Raw genomic sequence first — 20,317 nt, forward strand, 5'->3', positions numbered from 1 at the left:
CTTGATGTGCCGGGTATGCTGGAGCATTTGCGAAAGATAAGAGAAGCCGTGTTACTGCTCCCCAATCCCAGTATCGAATATATGAATTGCCAAAATTTAGAATGGCTATTTATCTGTGGAACTGCAATATAGACATTCTGTAGGCTAACATTTTGAGAATCACCCCATATTTGCAGTAAAAACATTTTGAGAATCACTCTATTATTTGTAGCTTTGCGCCTGAAATACAAAATATTACGTTTATATGATATTCAAACGCAAAATATATAACGAGTTACTTGACTGGAAAAATGAGGACAACGGCACAACGGCTATATTGATTAAAGGGGCGCGTCGTGTCGGAAAATCAACCATTGCCGAGGAATTCGCCAGGAACGAATACAGTTCATATATACTGATTGACTTTACAAAATGCTCTGCAGAAATACGCAGTTTATTTGATGATGTTTCTGACTTAAACAGGATATTTCTTAAACTACAACTTGAATATGGAGTGACTCTTGAAACAAGAAAGTCAGTCATTATCTTTGATGAGGTGCAGTTCTGCCCAATGGCACGGCAGGCAATCAAACATCTTGTGGCAGACGGAAGATATGACTATATTGAGACCGGATCTCTTATATCTATACGAAAAAATGTTCAAAATATCCTAATTCCAAGCGAAGAGAATGAAGTAAGCATGTATCCAATGGACTACGAGGAATTCAAGTGGGCCATGAATGACCATGCCACTATTCCGCTGCTGAAACAATGCTTTCAGGAAAAGAAACCGTTGGGAGATGCCACTAACCGTAAGTTAATGCGCGATTTCAGGTTGTATATGGTGGTAGGTGGTATGCCTAAGGCGGTTGCAACTCTTATTGAAACCAATAATCTCGAAAAAGTGGATCGTGTAAAAAGAGGAATCATCAATCTCTATGAAAAAGATTTCAACCGCATAGATCCGACAGGCAATGCATCAAAGATATTTCATCAGATTCCAGCGCAGTTGACGGGTAATGCCAACCGATATATGACATGGCGGGCGACTGAAGGTGTTGCCCAATCTTCATTGAACGAAATCATTTCTGAAATGAAAGAGTCGATGGTTGTCAATATCGCTTATCATGCGAATGATCCAAATGCAGGAATGGCACTCCATCATTCTACGGACAACTTCAAGATGTATTTAGGTGACACGGGGCTGTTCATAACACTTGCATTCTGGGATAAAAAATTTACTGACAACGTCATTTACCATAAACTTTTAAGCGACAAACTGGCCGCAGATCTGGGTTATGTATATGAAAATGTCGTATCACAGATGCTTAAAGCCACCGGAAATGAACTGTATTACTACACCTTCCCTACAGAAAGCGGCAAGCACAACTATGAGATTGATTTTCTGATTGCAGATGGTGACAAGATAAGCCCGATTGAAGTCAAATCATCCGGGTATAAAGCACATGCCTCTCTTGACGCCTTTGCCAATAAGTTTTCGAGCAGGATACGTAGCCGTTATCTTATATATACCAAGGATTTGCGGAAAGAAGCCGACATAATTTGTTTTCCTGCATATATGACAATGTTTTTATAGTAATGCAGCTGCTGTGCTCTTCGGAAAAGATTTCACCGATTATCCGCGGTGCAAGTTGCGTCTTGCCCGCTTTAAGGGTACAACCAAACGGGATTTCATCGACAATCAGCAAGAGGAGGGGAACATCTTTCAGTTAGTTGACGCGGCAATGTCCTTCTTTTTCAAGCACCTTAACCTGTCAGGCACGACACACAATCGACTTTACCGGGAAGATGAGCTTGAAATTCCATATGATGCGCTGCGCGAGAGCATTGTCAACGCATACTGTCACATGAATTGGGGATATGAGGTTGCCACTGTCGGACTTGCAATCTATGATGACAGGATTGAGATTGAGAATGCCGGCAGGTTCCCGGCTCGTATATCTCCGGATGCTATGATGAGGAACGAGGAGATAGAGATGGAAAATCCATGATTTTCAAGAATTATAAAGTATTGATAGCCAACAGACTTAACCCCTGCCGAGATAAATCTCTCCGGGGTCACAAGCCAAAGCGGCTAAATGTTTAAAAACGCTGGAATCACTTGATTTTCAGCGTTTTGCTTTTGCTAAAATCGCGGAACTCTGAAAAATATTCCGGTTGGCTGTGAGTGATGTGCGAGTGATCACGATTGTGAGCGATTCCACTCACAGTTGATAATTCTGGGGCAGCGGATTTTCCCGGTGGGCGGAGTGGGATGTCGGAGTATTGTGTTATCTTTGCAAAAAAATGAAAGAGCTTGATTTATATACAAGTAAGAACCGACGGATTGCGATAAGTTTCCTGTGTATGTTCTTCATCACGTATCCGAATGTGATGTGGATTCCGTGGAACATTGCCAATCTCGCACCTGATGCGAGATTAGCGTTCTGGTGCTCTTTCGGTTTCAGATGTATCTTTTTCTTCGTTCTGTTCTACTATCAGATTGGCTATAATATCCGCCGTATCAATAATTGTGGCTTTGCGGGGCGATTTTGGAGAAATATCCTGTTTTCCATCATTGCCGGCGTTGTTTTTATTGCCATATCCTATCTGGTGCCATTATTTGGAATCCAGTCAGGCACAGTGGCAAAGCACTTGACTTTTCAGTTTCTTGTAGTCAGTCTATTATGCACGTTCATCGGCTATATCTATGACCTGAATAATGCCAAGCAACAAAAGGAAATGCAGATTGAGCGATTGAAAATCGAGAATCTGCAAAGCCGCTGCAATGCTCTTGTCAATCAAATCAATCCTCATTTCTTTTTCAACTCGCTCAATGGAATATCCTCGCTGGTAAGAAAAGGCAATGACGACAATACTCTTGAATATGTGTCGCAGCTATCCGACATTTTCCGCTATATTCTTCAGAGCGACCGCCGGCAGATGGTCACGCTTGAAGAAGAAATAAGTTTTGTCGAGGCATTCTCGCATGTCATGGAGGTTCGTTTCGGTGGTAAACTACATTTTGACATAGCGATAAGCGATGAACATAAGGCGATGTCTCTGCCGGTATTGTCGCTGCTTCCTCTACTCGAAAACGTGACAGTCCACAACCGCATAGACTCAGACCACAAGATGACAGTGACAATCCGCTCTGACAAGGATAATGCTGTAATAATAGAGAATCCTGTGTTTCCCAAGACATCCGCCCCAGACACAAACGGTACGGGAATCGACAATCTGCGAAACCGATTCAGGCTTCTCGCGGGGAAGGATATCAATGTCAGCAGTGATAACAATACGTTCCATGTAACCTTACCTTTGACATAATGATGAGAGTATTGATTGTTGAAGACGAGACAGCGGCAGCCGAAAATCTTGAATATCTGTTGCGCAAGGTCGACCCGGATATTGAGGTTGCCACTAATACAGAAAGTGTGGAACAGACCGCGCGTTGGCTATCGGAGAATACTGTTGACCTTATTTTCATGGATATACACCTTTCCGACGGTTCGGCATTCAGTTTGTTTGACAGCGTTGATGTGAAGACTCCGATAATTTTTACAACTGCTTACGACCAGTATGCGCTTGACGCATTCAAAGTCAACAGCATTGATTATCTGTTGAAACCGATAAAGCCATCTGACCTGCAAAGGGCTCTTGATAAATTTCATCGGCTCTCACTGCCTGATATAAGCCAATATCTTGCCCGGTTAAATTCGCTTGCATCCAAGCCCAAATACGTGTCACGGCTTCTTGTCAGCGAAAGAGACAAGATTATCCCCATCTCAGTTGACAGTATCGCCTGTGTATATTGCACCGAGCGCAAGACAGACATTATCACAAATGATGGCAAGTCAATACGCTATAACCGACCGCTTGATGCTATAATGGCAGAATTGAATCCTGCGAAATTCATCCGAGCCAACAAGCAGTTCATAATATCCCGTGATGCGGTAGCTGACATCACTGTATGGTTTGACAACCGTCTCCGCGTCAGACTCTCTGTCGCCACTCCAGAAGAAATTTATATTGCCAAAAACCGTGTAAGTGAGTTCAAGTCATGGCTGACTGAATGATAAAAATTGTATGATGAATATTCAAAATTTTATATCAGTTTTGATGAATCGCATTTTGCTGATTTGAGAAAACGTATTGCCGAAACTCGTTAGTCCGAAGGCGTATCTTTCAAAGGATGGAAACATGGTACACACCTATTGAAGCTATCCGCGAGATAATGGAGTATTGGAATAACTTCATCTATACCGAAGCCTTGGATTGAGCGCAATTGCCCCCTTGTCCAGTTCTAGAAGATGCCCTGCGGAGTACATTTCAATATCATGGATGCACCCGAACCATTTGCCCTGGCACTGAGAGAGTTTATCAAAAGTTTATGATGTCGGAATAAAACAACTGTTTAAATTTATTTTGTCAGCTCAAGAATTATCACTAATTTTGTGTAATCAATTACGCAAATAATTACCTATATGATATTCTTCGATAAATCCGGCATTGTGGCGATGGGCAGCAGACTTCGCTGGCTTGCTGATGAAATTACACGCGAGGCTACCGAAATCTATAAGTTATATGGCATTGATATAAAGCCTAAATGGTTCCCGGTACTGTTTATGCTTTTTGATGGCTCGGATTGTAGTATTACCGGAATTGCAAAGGCTATCGGACAGAGCCATCCTTCGGTAAGTAATATTGTTAAGGAGCTGAAAAACGCAGGATTGGTAACTGAAGGCAAATCTGATGAGGATCGCAGAACGACAATTATATCTCTGACTGAAAAAGGATTGGATTTGAAAGATAAACTTATCCAAGTTTGCAAATATGTAGAAAGTATTGTCCAGACGATAGAAATACAGTCTTCTGATAAACTTTGGCTGGCTCTTGACAACTGGGAAAAAGCTTTGGCAGAGAAGTCGCTGTTGAAAAGAGTACAGGACGAGAAAGCTCTGAGAGATAAACAGGTTGTAGAAATTGTTGACTATCGGCCGGAGCATTTTATGACATTCAAGAGGCTTAATATAATGTGGATAAACAGCCACTGGTCGCTTGAACCGCATGACCTCGAAGTGCTTAATGACCCTGACTGTTCGATACTTTCAAAAGGGGGCCACATCTTTGTGGCACTTGTCAATGGTGAGCCGATGGGTGTCGTAGCCCTATGTAGAATGGAAGGGACAGAGTATGATTTTGAACTTGCAAAGCTGGCTGTTGATCCCGAAGCTCGCGGACTTGGAATCGGAGAGAAAATATGTCGTGAGGCACTTGAATTTGCCCGAAAATCGGGTGCCAGGAAAATATTCCTTGAAAGCAACACACTTCTGAAGCCTGCAATCAATCTCTACCGTAAACTCGGTTTTACAGAACTTGCAGAATATCATCCTGCATATGAGCGAGGTGACATACAAATGGAATTAACACTATAACAACCAATAAAATAACTATGCAGAAAATCGTAGTAAAACGAGAGGAAGCCCTTAAACGTGTCTTCAAGGGTGTCAGCCTTGACTCGCTCGCTGTCGGCGAGAAATCAATGGTCACTAAAATGAATTACGTGAAAGGCAATTATGCTTCCACCCATCAACACCCTCACGAGCAGTGCGGATATGTGATTTCCGGTCAATACCGTCTGATAGTGGAAACTGAGCCGAGAATTGATGTTATCCTGACTGTCGGAGATTCATACGCTATCCCAGGCAACACTCCTCACTCCTTTGAAGTGCTTGAAGGAGGTGAAGTGGTGGATGTCTTCACTCCTCAACGCGAGGATTATCTTTAACTATACAATCCGTAAGTTAGTGTTAAAGTAGTATCATTAGCCGATGATACTACTTTAACGCCTTATAAAAAAGACTATGGAATCTTTCCTCCTTTTCGACGTTTCCGCAGAATATTTCATGATTCATAAGTTCGACAATAATTCTCCAATTCCAGCCGGAACTATGACTTATTCATCAGCTCGACATATAGTCCTACATTCGCTTTAAGGTATGCGTTTTTCGTGATAGTACACCATCAGTCTCGGCATGGGCATCTTTGACGTAATTTTGCTGTAATAATTATTTTACAGCAATGAATATCAAGACTTTTATCGACCGACCGGTATTGTCGTGTGTCCTGTCAGTGTTTATAGTTCTTCTCGGTGTAATTGGTCTGTCGCGCCTACCGATAGAGCAGTTTCCGGAAATCGCACCGCCTACCGTGCGTGTTTCCGCAACATATACAGGAGCCAATGCAGAGACACTCCAACGCTCTGTCATCGCTCCGCTTGAAGAGGCGATAAACGGAGTCGAGGGTATAAATTACATGACCTCTTCCGCCAATAATAATGGGCAGGCTACTGTTACGGTCTATTTCCGACAGGGTACAGACCCGGACATGGCGGCGGTAAATGTGCAGAACCGTATCGCTCAGGCGCAGGGGCTTCTGCCTGCCGAAGTGGTGCAATCCGGTGTTAATGTCCGTAAAAGCCAGAACAGCACCGCCAAAATCGTGGCACTCTACAGCCCCGATGACCGATATGACCAGAAGTTCATATTCAACTACTTCAAGATAAATATTGAGCCTCGGCTGGCGCGAGTGCAGGGAGTGGGTGATATTACTCTTTTTGGATCGGACTATTCGTTGCGGATATGGCTGAATCCCGACAAAATGGCGATGCATGGACTTGTGCCTGCCGATATAGAAGCGGTGCTTGCCGAGCAGAATATCGAGATGCCGACAGGCACACTCGGAGCGGATGGCGAAAGCACTTTCCAGTATGCACTGAAATACCGTGGCAGGTATGAAACTGAGGATGAGTTCCGGCAATTGGTCGTGAAATCCACTCCCGACGGAGGGATATTGCGCCTTGGAGAGCTTGCCGACATAGAACTTGGACAACTGAGTTATTCCGTGAAAAACGAACTTTCGGGACATCCCGGCACAAACTGCATGATAGCCCAGATGCCGGGTAGCAATGCCAATGAACTTGTCGAAAAAATTGACGAGGTAATCAAAGCCGCCTCGGAGGATTTGCCTGAGGGTCTGGTGTTGGTCGACCTGATGAGTGTAAAAAGTTTTATGGACGCGTCAATCTCCAATGTATTGCATACACTGATTGAAGCCATTGCGCTTGTGATACTTGTGGTAATGCTTTTCCTTCAGAATTTCAAGTCATCGCTGATTCCGGGAATAGCAATCGTCGTTTCACTTATTGGCACATTGGCATTCCTCTACTTTGCAGGGTTTTCGTTGAATATGCTGACATTGTTTGCTCTGGTGCTCGTAATCGGTACGGTTGTCGATGATGCCATTGTGGTGGTCGAGGCCGTGCAGCCGCAGTTTGACGTAGGAGAACGCTCTCCGTATCAGGCAACAGTAAAAGGAATGAAAGGTATCACACGTCCGCTTGTCACAACTTCGCTGGTATTCATGGCGGTGTTTATACCTGTATGCTTCATAGAGGGCGCGACAGGCATATTTTACCGTCAGTTCGGACTGACAATGGCTGTGGCGGTATTGATTTCTACATTTAACGCGCTTACCCTCAGCCCTGCGCTGTGTGTCCTGATTATGAGACCTGTTGACAAGACCGCTCGTTTCACCAAAGCATTCAATGCCGCATTTAATGTGATGGGAGATAAATATACTTCTTCGCTTTCTATATTTTTTCGGCATAAATGGATTGTGGCAGGTCTTATTGTAACTTCAATTGCCGCATTCGTCCTGTTGCTTCACACAACAAAGACAGGGCTTGTGCCTGACGAAGACACAGGCACAGTAGTGGTGGATATTCAGGTCGCTCCCGGCACATCGCGAGCGCGGACTGAGCAGATTATGGCTGATGTGGAATCAAAGATAGCCGACATACCTCAGTTTCAGATATATTCAAAATCCATCGGAATGGGAATGCTCGGAGGTCAGGGCGCGTCAAACGGCACATTCATAATTCGCCTGAAACCGTGGGAACAACGAAAAGGGAAGCATGACGACAACAAATCGGTCATTGCGGAAATATATCGCCGCCTTGCCGATATAAAGAATGCACGAATAATGTCGTTCGCACAGCCTATCATTGCCGGTTACGGCGTGACCAACGGCTTTGAGGTACACATACAGGATTATTCCGACAAATCCGTCAAGGAGTTGGAAAACATTGCCCAAAACTTCATATCCGAGCTTACGAAGCGGCCGGAGATAGCGAGGGCGCAGACGTCGTTCAATTCCAACTATCCGCAATACCGGGTAGAGGTCGATGCCGCCATGTGCAAGCGAAACGGAGTGTCGCCCGTCGAGATGCTGCGCACTTTGGGGGCATACGTCGGAGGTTCGTATTCTTCAAATATCAACCGCTTCTCGAAGTTGTACCGCGTCATGCTTCAGGCTCCTGCCGAGGGGCGAATCAACGAAGAATCGCTTCGTAATATCTTTGTTCGCAATTCGTCCGGTGAAATGTCACCGATATCCAATTATATCACACTTTCAAGAGTATATGGAGCGGAGTCGCTGACGCATTTCAACCTGTTCCAGTCTATCGCAATCAACGGAGCTCCTGCCGATGGTTACAGTTCCGGCCAGGCGATAAAGGCGATTGAGGAAGTGGCACGCGAGATGCTGCCGTCGGGCTACGGCTATGAGTTCGGGGCTATGACACGAGAGGAAGCCGAGACTGGTGACAGCTCGACATGGATATTCGTAATCTGCGTGGCGTTCATATATCTTATACTTGCGGCTCTTTACGAGAGTCTGCTGATACCGTTCGCCGTCATATTGTCCGTACCGTTCGGTCTTGCCGGAAGTTTTCTGTTAGCGTGGATATTCGGACTTGAGAACAATATCTACATGCAGACCGGGGTGATAATGCTGATAGGTCTGCTCGCAAAGACAGCAATTCTTATTACCGAATACGCAGTCGAGGCACATCGTCAAGGCAACGACATAAAAACATCGGCACTATTGGCCGCCCGCCACCGTCTGCGACCAATCATAATGACATCCGCCACAATGATACTCGGACTTCTTCCAATGATTTTCGCAACCGGCGTAGGCTCCAACGGTTCCAGATCACTCGCTATCGGTGTAATCGGCGGCATGATTTTCGGCACAATAGCATTACTGTTCATCACCCCTATTCTATTCACTCAACTGAAACAAAAAAGGTACGGACTGAAATAATGTACCTCTTCTTAGGTGGTATGTTGCGGTGTTAGTGGTATACTCATATTACCTATATTCAGATAAGAGCCTCGCAAAACGCGAAAAAGGTTATATACATACAACCTTTTCAGGAATTGTTTGTAAGTGAAAAAGATGAGAATGTCTGGTGGTATGATGGAGAACGAATAGCTTTCCGCACGCCCAACTATACTAATTACCCAAAAATCATACCGTTATAGGTAATAAACTATATTTTTAGGTCAGCAGTATTTGATTTCCTGTTGAAAGATGAATGGCTATAATGCGGTCAACAAATTTTAATAGGCGAAAACACATAAAGTCTCTGAAATCTTCTGTATTTCAGAGACTTTAATTATGAGTCAACGGTATTTCCACGCAGAAAATACGGACTTTATCGACGGGGACGGTTACCGCGCTGTCCGCTGCGATTTTCGGTAAACGGCTTGGCGTCTTCGGTGAGCTTGAGTTCAGTGCCATTGGAAAGTTCTACCTCATATCCGCCGCGCTTGCGTGATATTTCCACAATCTCCTGACCGGGAAAGTTTTCTGCGACAAATTTGGTGATTGCCGACGGAATTATTGCTGACGGAACCACCTTGCCTTTTGCCGCCTTTACCTCTTTCCAGTCGCCATTGTCGCGGAAATCGACCTCCGCTCCGCTCGCGAGGTCAACCTCGTATTCAGCACCACGTCGCCCCTGCTCTTTTTCTGCTTTTCTCACATTGTCGCCGGGAAAATGCTTGCTGAGAAATGTCTGTGCCGCTTTGGGAAGCTCTGACTGATTGATTGGTGTTCCGGCAAAGAGTGTTGCCGAGAATGATGCTGCGATAGCCACAAGCATCACGGTAAAGATTCTTTTCATAATTTGCTGTTATTACTTTGTTTGAAAATATTGTAGAGGTTATTAAATGACTCGGTATATGTGCGCCCGACCGGTATATGTCGGTCTGACTTCTTTAGGAATATCTGCCGGTTAGAGAATTTTTCTATCGCCTGAAGTGACACGATGAATGACCGGTGAACCCTGATAAAGCGGTCAGCGGGGAGCATTGTCTCCATCTCTTTCATCGTGATCTGCGAGACGATTGTACTTTGTCCGCTTCTGAACACCTTAACATAATTGTCCATTGCTTCCACATAAGAAATGTCGTCGACGTCAACCACGACGGTCTTATATTCCATTTTAAGCGTTATTGTGTCACGTCTTCTTGTTGGCACGCCCTTGGCATCCAGCAATACCATCGCCTTTTTTATCGCATGCTCAAACCGCGGATAAAACACGGGTTTATGCAGGAAATCCACCGCATCGACATTGAATCCGTCAAGCGCATATTGCGAATAAGCGGTAGTAAAGATTATGCAGGTTTCAGGCGGCATCTCTTTTGCAAGCTCCACTCCGTTATGGGAATTCATCTCTATGTCCAGAAAAACGATGTCGGGGCGTGTTTCCGTCACACACGCCATCCCCTCAATCGGCGATGTGAAACATTGCAGTTCAACGCCGCCAATTCGTTTGCAGTATTCCTGAATGATGCTGAGAGCGATCGGCTCATCATCTATCGCGACACATTTAATCATGATTTTAGTTTTATTTTAAGCGACACATTGTAAATATCATTATCATTCCTGATCGACAGCTCATACAGTCCGGGGTAAAGCAGATCAAGGCGTTTGCGACAGTTATCGATGCCCATATGTTCGCCGATTCTTTTTACGGGAAATATCTTATTGGAAGTTTCAAACAACAGATTGCCATCACATTCCGAAAGATTTATGAGTATTGAGCTATTCGCCACCGGCGACACCCCATGCTTAAAACAATTCTCGACAAAGGTCACCAGAAGCATTGGGGGAATCATGAGACCGTGATTTCTCACGTCTATACTCAGAGCCACTGCTGTCATTTCGTTCAGCCGGAGAGACTGAACTTCCACATATTCCCTGATATATTCCGCTTCCTCCTCCAGAGGGACGAGGTCACGATTGGAAGATGTGTGTATATATCTCATCATCAAGATAAACTTTTCGAGCGACGGCAGTGCATTTTTATTTCCCGTCAGAAACAGTCCATAGAGAGAATTTAATGTATTAAACATGAAATGAGGCTTTATCTGAGCCTTGTAAAGCTCTATCTCCGCCTTGTCGCGTTCAGCCTCAGCCGCCCTGCGACGAGCCTTCTGGATATTGGTCTGGACAAGCAGTCCTACAGCAAAGCTGAATGCCTCAACAATCATAAACAATGTCCACAAAGCCTGCTGATATTGAAGTATCTGAGGCAGGAATCTTACTATCCCGTTATCATACACGCTCGGTTTGGGAATATACAGCTCTATGCCTGAAAGAATAAATGTCACTGCAATAGACAGCACAATCATTGCTATTCCACAAAGCTTCTTTTTCCTTCCGCCAAACAAAAACGGAATCGTAAAAGCCCGATTTATGAAATACACAAAATACAGCCATATTCCGGCAAAAACCATATATGCCGTAAAGTTATGAACCCATCGTTCGACAGGCGAAAGCGCCACCATTGCAGGCAGCACAAAAAGGCAAAACGCAAGGTCTATGTATAGAGCAAGATTCTTCATCACTTAATCACATCACAAAGTTAACTATTTTATAGTTAGACAGATAATCACACAAGTGTTGTTAACCACCACTATTGCGCAGTTGGTCATTTAGTAGTTTGACTAATATAAGACGCAAAGGTTTAATACCTTAAATTTGCCATAAATTGAACGATAATGACAGTAAAAACCTTTATAGACCGCCCTATTCTGGCCGGCGTCATCTCAGTGCTGATTGTTGTGCTTGGCACTCTTGGACTTGTTCAGTTGCCGATAGAACAATTCCCCGACATAGCGCCCCCCACAGTGCGCGTATCAGCGACCTACACCGGAGCAAACGCAGAGACCGTACTGAAAAGTGTCATTGTGCCGCTTGAAGAATCGCTCAACGGTGTAGAGGATATGATGTATATGACATCTACTGCCACAAATACAGGCACAGCATCAATCACTATATATTTCAAACAGGGCACTGACGCGGATATGGCAGTAGTGAATGTGCAGAATCGTGTGGCTTCAGCTCAAGGTCTGCTTCCCGCCGAAGTAACAAAAAGCGGAGTGACTGTAAGGAAACGTCAGAACAGCACATTAAAATCAATAACTCTTTATAGTCCTGACGACACATACGATTCCAACTTCCTCACCAACTACATGAAAATCAATATCGAACCGCAAATCTCCAGAATTGCGGGAGTTGGCGAGGTCAACATATTCAGTGCCGAATATGCAATGCGTATATGGCTTGACCCGGCAAAGATGTCTCAGTATGGACTTGTTCCGGCAGATATTGACAAGGTTCTTGCAGACCAGAATATAGAATCTCCGACAGGTACACTTGGTGCGGAATCGCCCAATACATTCCAATATGTCCTTAAATACAGGGGCAGGCATGAGAATGAAGAGGAATATGAAAATCTTGTGGTCAGAGCATTGCCCGATGGGAGTGTGCTGCGTCTTAAAGACATTGCCAGGGTTGAACTTGGAGCAGTCAATTACGCGATGCTGAGTCAGACAAGCGGACATCCGGGAGCAAATGCCATGATTGCGCAGACTGCAGGCTCCAATGCAAATGAAGTTATTGTAGAAATCGACAAGACACTTGACGAAATCCGGTCAAGCCTGCCTAAGGGGATAGTGCTTACCGACATTTCAAGTACAAAAGACTTTCTTGATGCATCAATCAATAAAGTTATAGAAACGCTGATAATCGCGCTCATTCTTGTTGTATTTGTCGTGTACTTTTTTCTTCATGACTTCAGAGCCACGTTAATCCCGGCATTGTCCATAATAGTATCACTGACAGGTACATTCGCATTTATTTACGCCGTTGGCTTCACGTTGAATATGCTTACTCTCTTTGCGATAGTCCTTGTTATCGGCACGGTGGTTGATGACTCGGTAGTGGTCGTCGAGGCTGTGCAGGCAAAATTTGATGAAGGAGAGGAAGATCCTTATAGCGCGACTGTTTCTGCCATGGGAGGTCTCTCAGCCGCTCTTATCACAACCACAATAGTATTTATGGCGGTATTCATTCCGGTCTGCTTTATTGGCGGCACGTCAGGCACATTTTACAGGCAGTTCGGACTTACGATGGCTGTTGCGGTCGGCATCTCACTCATAAACGCCATGACACTATGCCCTGCGCTAAGCGCACTGCTGATGAGACGAAAAACGCTCAACGGCACCAAGGCGACCTATATCGAGCGATTCCACTATGCGTTTGACAAATCTCTGAATGCAACCATCGGTCAATATCGCGCAGGGGTGACCTTCCTGTTCAAAAACAGATGGATAGTGTTTGTTCTCTTCCTGCTCTCGGTTGGAGGATTATGGTGGCTGATGTCAACGACCAAAACCGGACTCGTACCGCAGGAGGACATGGGAACCATCAGCCTGAATGTTCAGGTCGCACCGGGCTCAAGCCTGGCGGAGACTGACGCAATAATGACCCGGATTGAAGATGCCATAAAAGATATTCCGGAAATAAGCATATACTCGAAAGTATCAGGAAAGAATGCACGTCACGACCAGTCGTCATCGGCAGGTTCATTTAATATCAGGCTAAAAGACTGGAGTTTAAGAAAAGGGGTTGAACATGATATAAATTCCGTCATCAAGGAAATTTATAAACGGACATCGACTATTGCGTCAGCACAAGTCAGAGCTTCTCAATCTCCTATGATTTCCGGTTATGGAACCGGTAGCGGATTTGAGCTATATGTTCAGGACCGAAAAGGAGCTACAACTCAGGAATTACTTGATGTAACCAACGCATTCATTGATTCATTAAACTCACGTCCGGAAATATCAAGAGCCTACACAACTTTCGACACCAAATATCCACAGTATATGGTGGAAGTTGATGCCGTAAAATGTTTGCAACATAACATATCACCATCTGACGTACTTTCAACATTGTCAGGGTATATCGGCGGTAGCTACTCATCAAATCTGAATAGATTTACCAAACTGTATCGTGTTATGGTACAGGCATCTCCTGATGACCGCCTCGACACCGAAGCCCTGAAACGGATATTCGTCAGGACATCGACAGGAGAAATGACACCTATTGACAATTTCATCACCCTGACGAGAGTATATGGATCAGAGAGTCTGTCGCGTTTCAACTTGTTCCCCTCGATTTCGGTTTATGGCGAACAAGGCGAGGGATATAGTTCGGGGGAAGCAATTGCTGCAATCAAAGATGTAGCAGAGAAATATCTTCCGACCGGTTTTGGCTATGAATTTGGAGGCATGTCGCGTGAGGAATCATCCTCCGGAAATACCACAGTGTTGGTTTTCTGTATATGCCTTGCTTTTATATACTTGATACTATGCGCGTTATATGAAAGTCTTACCATTCCTTTCGCCGTCATAGCCGCTGTGCCTTTTGGTCTTGCGGGAAGTTTCCTTTTCGCCCGGTGGTGGGGATTGGAGAATAATATCTATATGCAGATTGGGTTGATAATGCTAATAGGTCTTTTGGCTAAGACAGCGATACTTCTGACCGAATATGCTACGGCTCGCCGCAAAGAGGGTCTTGGGCTTATCGCTGCGGCAATATCTGCGGCAAAAGCACGTTTCAGGCCGATAATCATGACTTCAGCAACAATGGTGTTCGGTATGCTTCCTCTGATGTTTGCATCGGGAGTCGGCGCCAACGGCAACATTTCAGTAGGAGTCGGCACCGTCGGCGGTCTTCTATTCGGAACCATAGCACTCCTGTTTATTGTGCCGGTCCTCTTTGTCTTATTTCAGTATATCCATGAAAGAATAACCCCGAAACGCAGAAATAAGGTATTGTGATAATCATTTTTTGTGACTGGCGGCCGGTTGCCCTCCGGCAATCGGTCTGTTTACCGTCAAAAATGCGCACTTTACCATTTTGACCGAAACATATAACTTATACAAAACACTGAAATACATATTATTACACAAGCCATACTTAAATTTAGGTATTTCAAAAATATGGCAAAGTACCGAACTTTGCACAAAATTTTTCATAATAACCGATTCAATATATGGTATCATCCAAGAAATACATTTTGGCTATAATGACATTCTGCTTATTATCACTAAACCTGTCGGCAAGGGAGATAACCGGCATGATTTCCGGAAAAGTGCTTTCAACTGACGGTGAACAGATTGATTATGCCAATGTCTCGCTAAAAGGGACAATGTATTCCGCGACAACCAATGACAAAGGCATATACCACATAAATGCCCCTGCAGGTGACTATACTGTAGTGTTTTCATCGGTAGGTTTTGAAAAGGTGGAGCTGAAAGCGACAATAAAATCCAATGAGCGCACAAAATTAAACGTGAAATTAAGACCGGCGACCCAACTGGCTGAAGTCATAGTCGTAGGCAATACATTGAGCAAGGTCAAAAATTCAGCGTTTAATGCAACTGCAGTTGACACCAAAGAGCTGGTTAACACCACTAAGACTCTTAGCGAAGCTCTGTCCAAAGCCCCGGGAATGAAAATTCGCGAGAGCGGAGGCGTCGGGTCAGATATGGCAGTCACAATGGATGGTTTCAGCGGGAAACATGTAAAAGTGTTTATCGACGGGGTGCCGCAGGAAGGTGTAGGCAGTTCGTTTGGCATCAACAATATCCCTGTGAACTTTGCCGACCGCATCGAAGTGTACCGTGGAGTCGTTCCTGTCGGGTTCGGTTCCGATGCAATAGGAGGAGTCATAAATATCGTCACTCCAAAGCGCCGTCGCCGATGGTTTGTCGATGCATCTTACTCTTTCGGCTCTTTCAACACCCACAAGACATACATCAATTTCGGACAGACCCTAAGCAACGGATTCAAATATGAAATCAACGCATTTCAGAATTATTCCAACAACGACTATTGGGTCGACTCTCCGGTAGAGGATTTTGCGACAGGCGCCATAAACAGGAATAAACTTGAACACGTGCGCCGCTTCAACGACACCTACCACAACGAGGCGATAATTGCCAAAATAGGATTTGTCGATAAACCGTGGGCCGACAGGCTTATCGCCGGATTTACCTATTCCCACATGTATAAGGAGATGCAGACGGGCGTAAGGCAAGAAATTGTCTATGGGCAAAAACACCGTCACGGTCACTCGCTCATAGGGTCGCTGGAATATGGCAAGCGCAACCTGCTTACCCGCGGGCTTGACGTGGCATTTAATGCCAACTACAACCGAAACGTCACAGTAAACGTAGACACCGCGTCAGTCAAATACAACTGGCGGGGAGAGACTGACCGGCTAAATTCGCCGGGTGAACAGTCTTATCAGAACTCGCGTGCCAACAACAATAACTGGTCGGCGACATTCACCGCCAATTACCGTCTTGGCGAAAAACATCTCTTTACTGTCAACGATGTGTTTAACACATTCAACCGCTCTAATGACAATCTGCTTGCAGCTATTGTAAGCAGCGATGAAATAGGTAAGGTCACAAGCAAAAATATCGTGGGGCTATCTTACAGATACATGCCAAACACCAAGTTTAATTTTACCACATTCGGTAAGCAATACCACCAATACGTGTCAGGTCCGGTCGCCACGTCGGCGGCGCAGGACTCCTATATAAAAAGTTCACGTTCGGTAGATGCATTCGGCTATGGCGCGGCCGGGACTTGGTTCATGCCTCTTGGCTTTCAGCTAAAAGCGTCTTATGAGAAAGCTTACCGCCTGCCTACAATCGAAGAGATGTTTGGCGATGAAGACCTTGAAGTAGGCGACATGGAGCTGAAGCCGGAATCAAGTCACAACATCAATCTCAATCTCAGCTATAACGCAACTTTTGGCAACAATACATTTTATGTCGAGGCAGGGTTTATATATCGCGACACCCGCGATTATATCCAGCGCAACATCATGGCTTTAAGCGGAGGAAAATCTGCCGCGACCTACGTCAACTATGGAAAGGTCGACACTAAAGGAATCAGCATCTCTGCCCGCTACAATTTCTCAAAATGGCTGAGCCTCGGGGGCAATTTCACTCAGATGAATGTCCGCGACAATATGAAGACCGCAATGGGAAGCACCGTAGCTAATGTCGCATACCGGGAGCGAATGCCTAATCAGCCTTATATGTTTGCCGATTCCGATATAAACTTCTACTGGCATGGCTTGGGCGGAAAACGCAATGTCCTAACCGTGACATATGACAATCAATACACCCATAAATTCTGCTACTACGCCTCCAACATAGGCTCAAACAACAACGATTACATGGTGCCTGACCAATTCGCCCATAATCTCACAGTATCCTACGGCATTAAAAACGGCAGGTACAACCTTTCATTCGAATGTCGCAATTTTACCAATGAACGTCTCTATGACAATTTCAGCCTCCAGAAAGCCGGGCGGGCATTCTATGGTAAAGTAAGAATATATTTTGGTAACTGATAAAATAATAATAGAAATGAAGAGAACAATTCTGTTTGGCGCATTAACCGCGCTCGTAGTGCCCGTGGCACTGACCTCATGCTCCGAGTCCGATGAACCAAATACCGGAGGTACAGAAGCTGATGGCGAAGGTAAATTTGTATTTGCCACAACCGTACAAGGCTCCAATGCTACATCCTACGTGTTGCTGACCGGAGAATCGCTTGACGAGGGCACCCTTTCGCCTATCAACAACGGATTACTCAACGACGGAGCCACACAGTGGGTATTTCACAAAAATTATCTCTATGCCCTCACTTACAATCAGGGCAATGCCGGAACCACCCGCAGCTATATCCTCGGTGACGACGGTGAAATGAAAGCACGCGGAACGGAATACCGTATAAGCCGATTTTCATCATATGGCGCTTACGACAATGACATTCTTACAATGGCTACTGGAGAGTCGGCCGACGTCGTTGATGGCAACGGCTATCACGCCAAAATGCTCAACGTGACTTATCTTGATGTAGTAAACGAGACTTCCACTACCAATCACGCAACGGCAGAACATCCTTACCTGATGGAAAATTTCCTCGGCAATGGCGAGTATGTGACTCTTGCCGGTGCTGAGCAAAGCGGTTCAAGGCTATATTGCGGAGCAATCCCGATGGGGCTGAGCCAATACGGAGCCGCCTATGACAACGGGAAGTGGATTCGCGACGGTTATGAACATCTGGTACATGCCGAGGCGGGAGGTTCAGGCTCGGGTTCATACAAAGCCGGAGAACTTGTCGGCACTCAATATCCTGATGAATGTTGGGTGGCAATCTACGACAATGATGACTTTCTGAACCCCACACTTGCAAAGACCGACCGCATCAGCTCTCCGGCAGGACGCTACAGGTCACAGTATTACCAGACAATATGGGCAGCGGATAATGGCGACATCTATGTATTCTCGCCCTCTTACGCCAAAACCATGACCGACCCGCTTCAGAAGACAAGGCTCAATGCCGGTGTGTGCCGTATCCCGGCAGGCAGCAAGCAGTTTGACGACTACTACTGCGATATCGAGTCACAAGCCGACGGCAAGTCGTTCATGCGCTGTTGGCCGGCGGGAGGCAACTATTTCCTTATGGTGATGTATGACCGTCCTCTTACCCAGAGCGGATTTGCCGGCACTGACCTTGCTATCTTTGACGCCACCGCAAAAAAGCTGACTTATGTCAACGGTCTGCCGTCCAATATCACATCATTGGGTAAGACGGTTTATACCCGTAACGGCAACGTTTACATCCCGGTCAACGTTGAAAACGGCTATCCTACGATATATCGCATAGACCCGTCCACCGCCCTGGCAAGCAAGGGTGTAGTTATCGAAGGAGCGTCAGATATAACAGGTTTCGGATTTCTTGAAACCGTAAAATAACCCGGCATGAAAATATTCCGCAAAATACATCTCTGGCTTTCTGTCCCATTCGGCATACTTATCACTCTGATATGCTTCTCGGGAGCAATGCTCATTTTCGAGCCGGAAATAACCCGCAGTATCAAAAGCGATGTTTACTATGTAGGCTCATCGGATAGTGAACCGCTCCCGATGGAAGAACTGATGGAAACGGTCAAGGCAACATTGCCTGATTCCGTTTCCATTACAGGAGTGACAGTATTTGCCGATAGAGAGCGCACCTACCAGGTTAATCTCTCCAAACCGCGCCGTGCCTCATTGTTTATTGACCAGTATTCAGGCGATATAACGGGACGATATGAGCGCATCGGTTTCTTCTCGACCATGTTCAAGCTACACCGCTGGCTTCTTGACAGCGCCAATCCTCATGGTGATGGCGTCAAGGCAGGCAAACTTCTCGTAGGCATATCCACGCTTATATTCGTGATTGCACTGATAACCGGCGTGATTATATGGGTGCCCAGGGCGCGCAAGAATTTCCGGCGCAGCATGTCTATTTCCTTCAAGGACGGCTGGCGTGGCTTGTGGAAAGGGCTGCATGTGGCAGGCGGAATGTATGTGCTTGTGTTCGTCCTTGCCATGTCTTTGACCGGGCTTACATGGTCATTCAACTGGTATCGCACGGCTTTCTACGCTGTATGCGGAGTGGAACACACTCCAAGAAACTTCACTCAGGCGTCAGGGGAAAAGACTAATGGTGACAGTCGCCGTAATGGAGAAGGTAGCGGCAATCACAGAGGAGGCCGACGTGGAGGACATGGAGAAGGCAGAGGCGAAGGTCGCCGCCACCATTCGGAATTCGGACGCTGGCAGCAGGTCTATGAAGAGTTGAGGGCACAGAATCCCGATGCGCCACAGATTACCATCGGCTCAGAGACAGCCTCTGTCACGTTAGGCACAACCGGAAACGGACGTGCAGCTGACAAATATGAGTTCAACCGCAGATCAGGCGAGATAACCCCTGCCACAAAATATGCCGATTCCCTACCCGCCGACAAACTCCGCGGCTGGATATATGCAGTCCACACCGGAAGCTGGGGCGGTATGCTGACAAGAATCCTGTGGCTTTTAAGCGCTCTGCTCGGAGCATCACTCCCGCTTACAGGCTACTATATATGGATAAAGCACCTCGGTAAGAAAAAACATGGACGCCACACGATGGCACGTCAACAATAGCTTAGTGACTTACAGGGCTGTACATAAAAGAGACTGTCTAACAAAGGTTTGGGCAGTCCCTTTTCTATAAACAA

14 protein-coding genes are annotated in these 20,317 nt (G+C 45.6%); 11 read left to right on the forward strand and 3 right to left on the reverse strand.

From position 1 onward, the window contains the following. Positions 1-244: 244 nt before the first annotated feature. The 7 genes from E4T81_RS13225 (at position 245) to E4T81_RS13255 (ending at position 9,147) form a co-directional block, all read left to right on the forward strand. On the forward strand, positions 245-1,576 hold the full coding sequence (locus E4T81_RS13225; RefSeq protein ID WP_135045349.1) for an ATP-binding protein: 1,332 nt from the start codon (positions 245-247) through the stop codon (positions 1,574-1,576). Between the two features lie 13 nt (positions 1,577-1,589). Further along, positions 1,590-1,991, forward strand: a complete 402-nt coding sequence (locus tag E4T81_RS13230) for a hypothetical protein (RefSeq protein ID WP_135045351.1) — start codon at positions 1,590-1,592, stop codon at positions 1,989-1,991. Between the two features lie 295 nt (positions 1,992-2,286). Next, a complete protein-coding gene (locus E4T81_RS13235) occupies positions 2,287-3,309 on the forward strand; it encodes a sensor histidine kinase (RefSeq protein WP_135045353.1) in 1,023 nt (340 codons plus the stop codon). A gap of 2 nt (positions 3,310-3,311) precedes the next feature. Then, positions 3,312-4,058, forward strand: a complete 747-nt coding sequence (locus E4T81_RS13240; RefSeq protein ID WP_135045461.1) for a LytTR family DNA-binding domain-containing protein — start codon at positions 3,312-3,314, stop codon at positions 4,056-4,058. 408 nt (positions 4,059-4,466) lie between these two features. Continuing rightward, entirely contained in the window at positions 4,467-5,417 is a 951-nt protein-coding gene (locus E4T81_RS13245) for a bifunctional helix-turn-helix transcriptional regulator/GNAT family N-acetyltransferase (protein WP_135045355.1), read from the forward strand. Positions 5,418-5,434: 17 nt separating this feature from the next. Then, positions 5,435-5,770 carry a cupin domain-containing protein gene (locus E4T81_RS13250; protein WP_135045357.1) on the forward strand — a complete coding sequence of 112 codons (336 nt, stop codon included), beginning with the start codon at positions 5,435-5,437 and terminating at the stop codon, positions 5,768-5,770. Between the two features lie 293 nt (positions 5,771-6,063). Next, the gene (locus E4T81_RS13255) at positions 6,064-9,147 is read left to right on the forward strand and encodes an efflux RND transporter permease subunit (RefSeq protein ID WP_135045359.1); all 3,084 of its coding nucleotides are present in this window, start codon (positions 6,064-6,066) and stop codon (positions 9,145-9,147) included. Between the two features lie 394 nt (positions 9,148-9,541). Here E4T81_RS13255 and E4T81_RS13260 read toward each other — a convergent pair whose 3' ends face one another. The 3 genes from E4T81_RS13260 to E4T81_RS13270 are packed head-to-tail and all read right to left on the reverse strand — an operon-like array spanning position 9,542 to position 11,738. After that, complete coding sequence (locus E4T81_RS13260; RefSeq protein WP_135045361.1) at positions 9,542-10,012, reverse strand: PepSY-like domain-containing protein; 471 nt, start codon at positions 10,010-10,012, stop codon at positions 9,542-9,544. Then, positions 10,009-10,728, reverse strand: coding sequence for a LytTR family DNA-binding domain-containing protein (locus E4T81_RS13265; RefSeq protein ID WP_135045364.1), 720 nt, complete (start codon positions 10,726-10,728; stop codon positions 10,009-10,011). Before E4T81_RS13265 ends, E4T81_RS13260 begins: the two co-directional genes overlap by 4 nt. Then, positions 10,725-11,738, reverse strand: a complete 1,014-nt coding sequence (locus tag E4T81_RS13270; RefSeq protein ID WP_135045366.1) for a sensor histidine kinase — start codon at positions 11,736-11,738, stop codon at positions 10,725-10,727. The genes E4T81_RS13265 and E4T81_RS13270 overlap by 4 nt, the downstream gene beginning before the upstream one ends. A gap of 156 nt (positions 11,739-11,894) precedes the next feature. Between E4T81_RS13270 and E4T81_RS13275 the strand changes: the two genes are divergently transcribed. The 4 genes from E4T81_RS13275 to E4T81_RS13290 all read left to right on the forward strand — a co-directional run bounded on the left by E4T81_RS13275 (position 11,895) and on the right by E4T81_RS13290 (position 20,243). Next, a complete protein-coding gene (locus E4T81_RS13275; protein ID WP_135045368.1) occupies positions 11,895-15,023 on the forward strand; it encodes an efflux RND transporter permease subunit in 3,129 nt (1,042 codons plus the stop codon). A gap of 248 nt (positions 15,024-15,271) precedes the next feature. After that, a complete protein-coding gene (locus E4T81_RS13280; RefSeq protein ID WP_371683052.1) occupies positions 15,272-17,617 on the forward strand; it encodes a TonB-dependent receptor domain-containing protein in 2,346 nt (781 codons plus the stop codon). Between the two features lie 16 nt (positions 17,618-17,633). Next, entirely contained in the window at positions 17,634-19,028 is a 1,395-nt protein-coding gene (locus E4T81_RS13285; protein ID WP_135045370.1) for a DUF4374 domain-containing protein, read from the forward strand. Between the two features lie 6 nt (positions 19,029-19,034). Next, positions 19,035-20,243, forward strand: a complete 1,209-nt coding sequence (locus tag E4T81_RS13290) for a PepSY domain-containing protein (protein ID WP_135045372.1) — start codon at positions 19,035-19,037, stop codon at positions 20,241-20,243. Positions 20,244-20,317 lie beyond the last annotated feature (74 nt).

The sequence above is a fragment of the Barnesiella sp. WM24 genome (genome assembly GCF_004570975.1).
In the GTDB taxonomy this organism is placed as follows: domain Bacteria; phylum Bacteroidota; class Bacteroidia; order Bacteroidales; family Muribaculaceae; genus Muribaculum.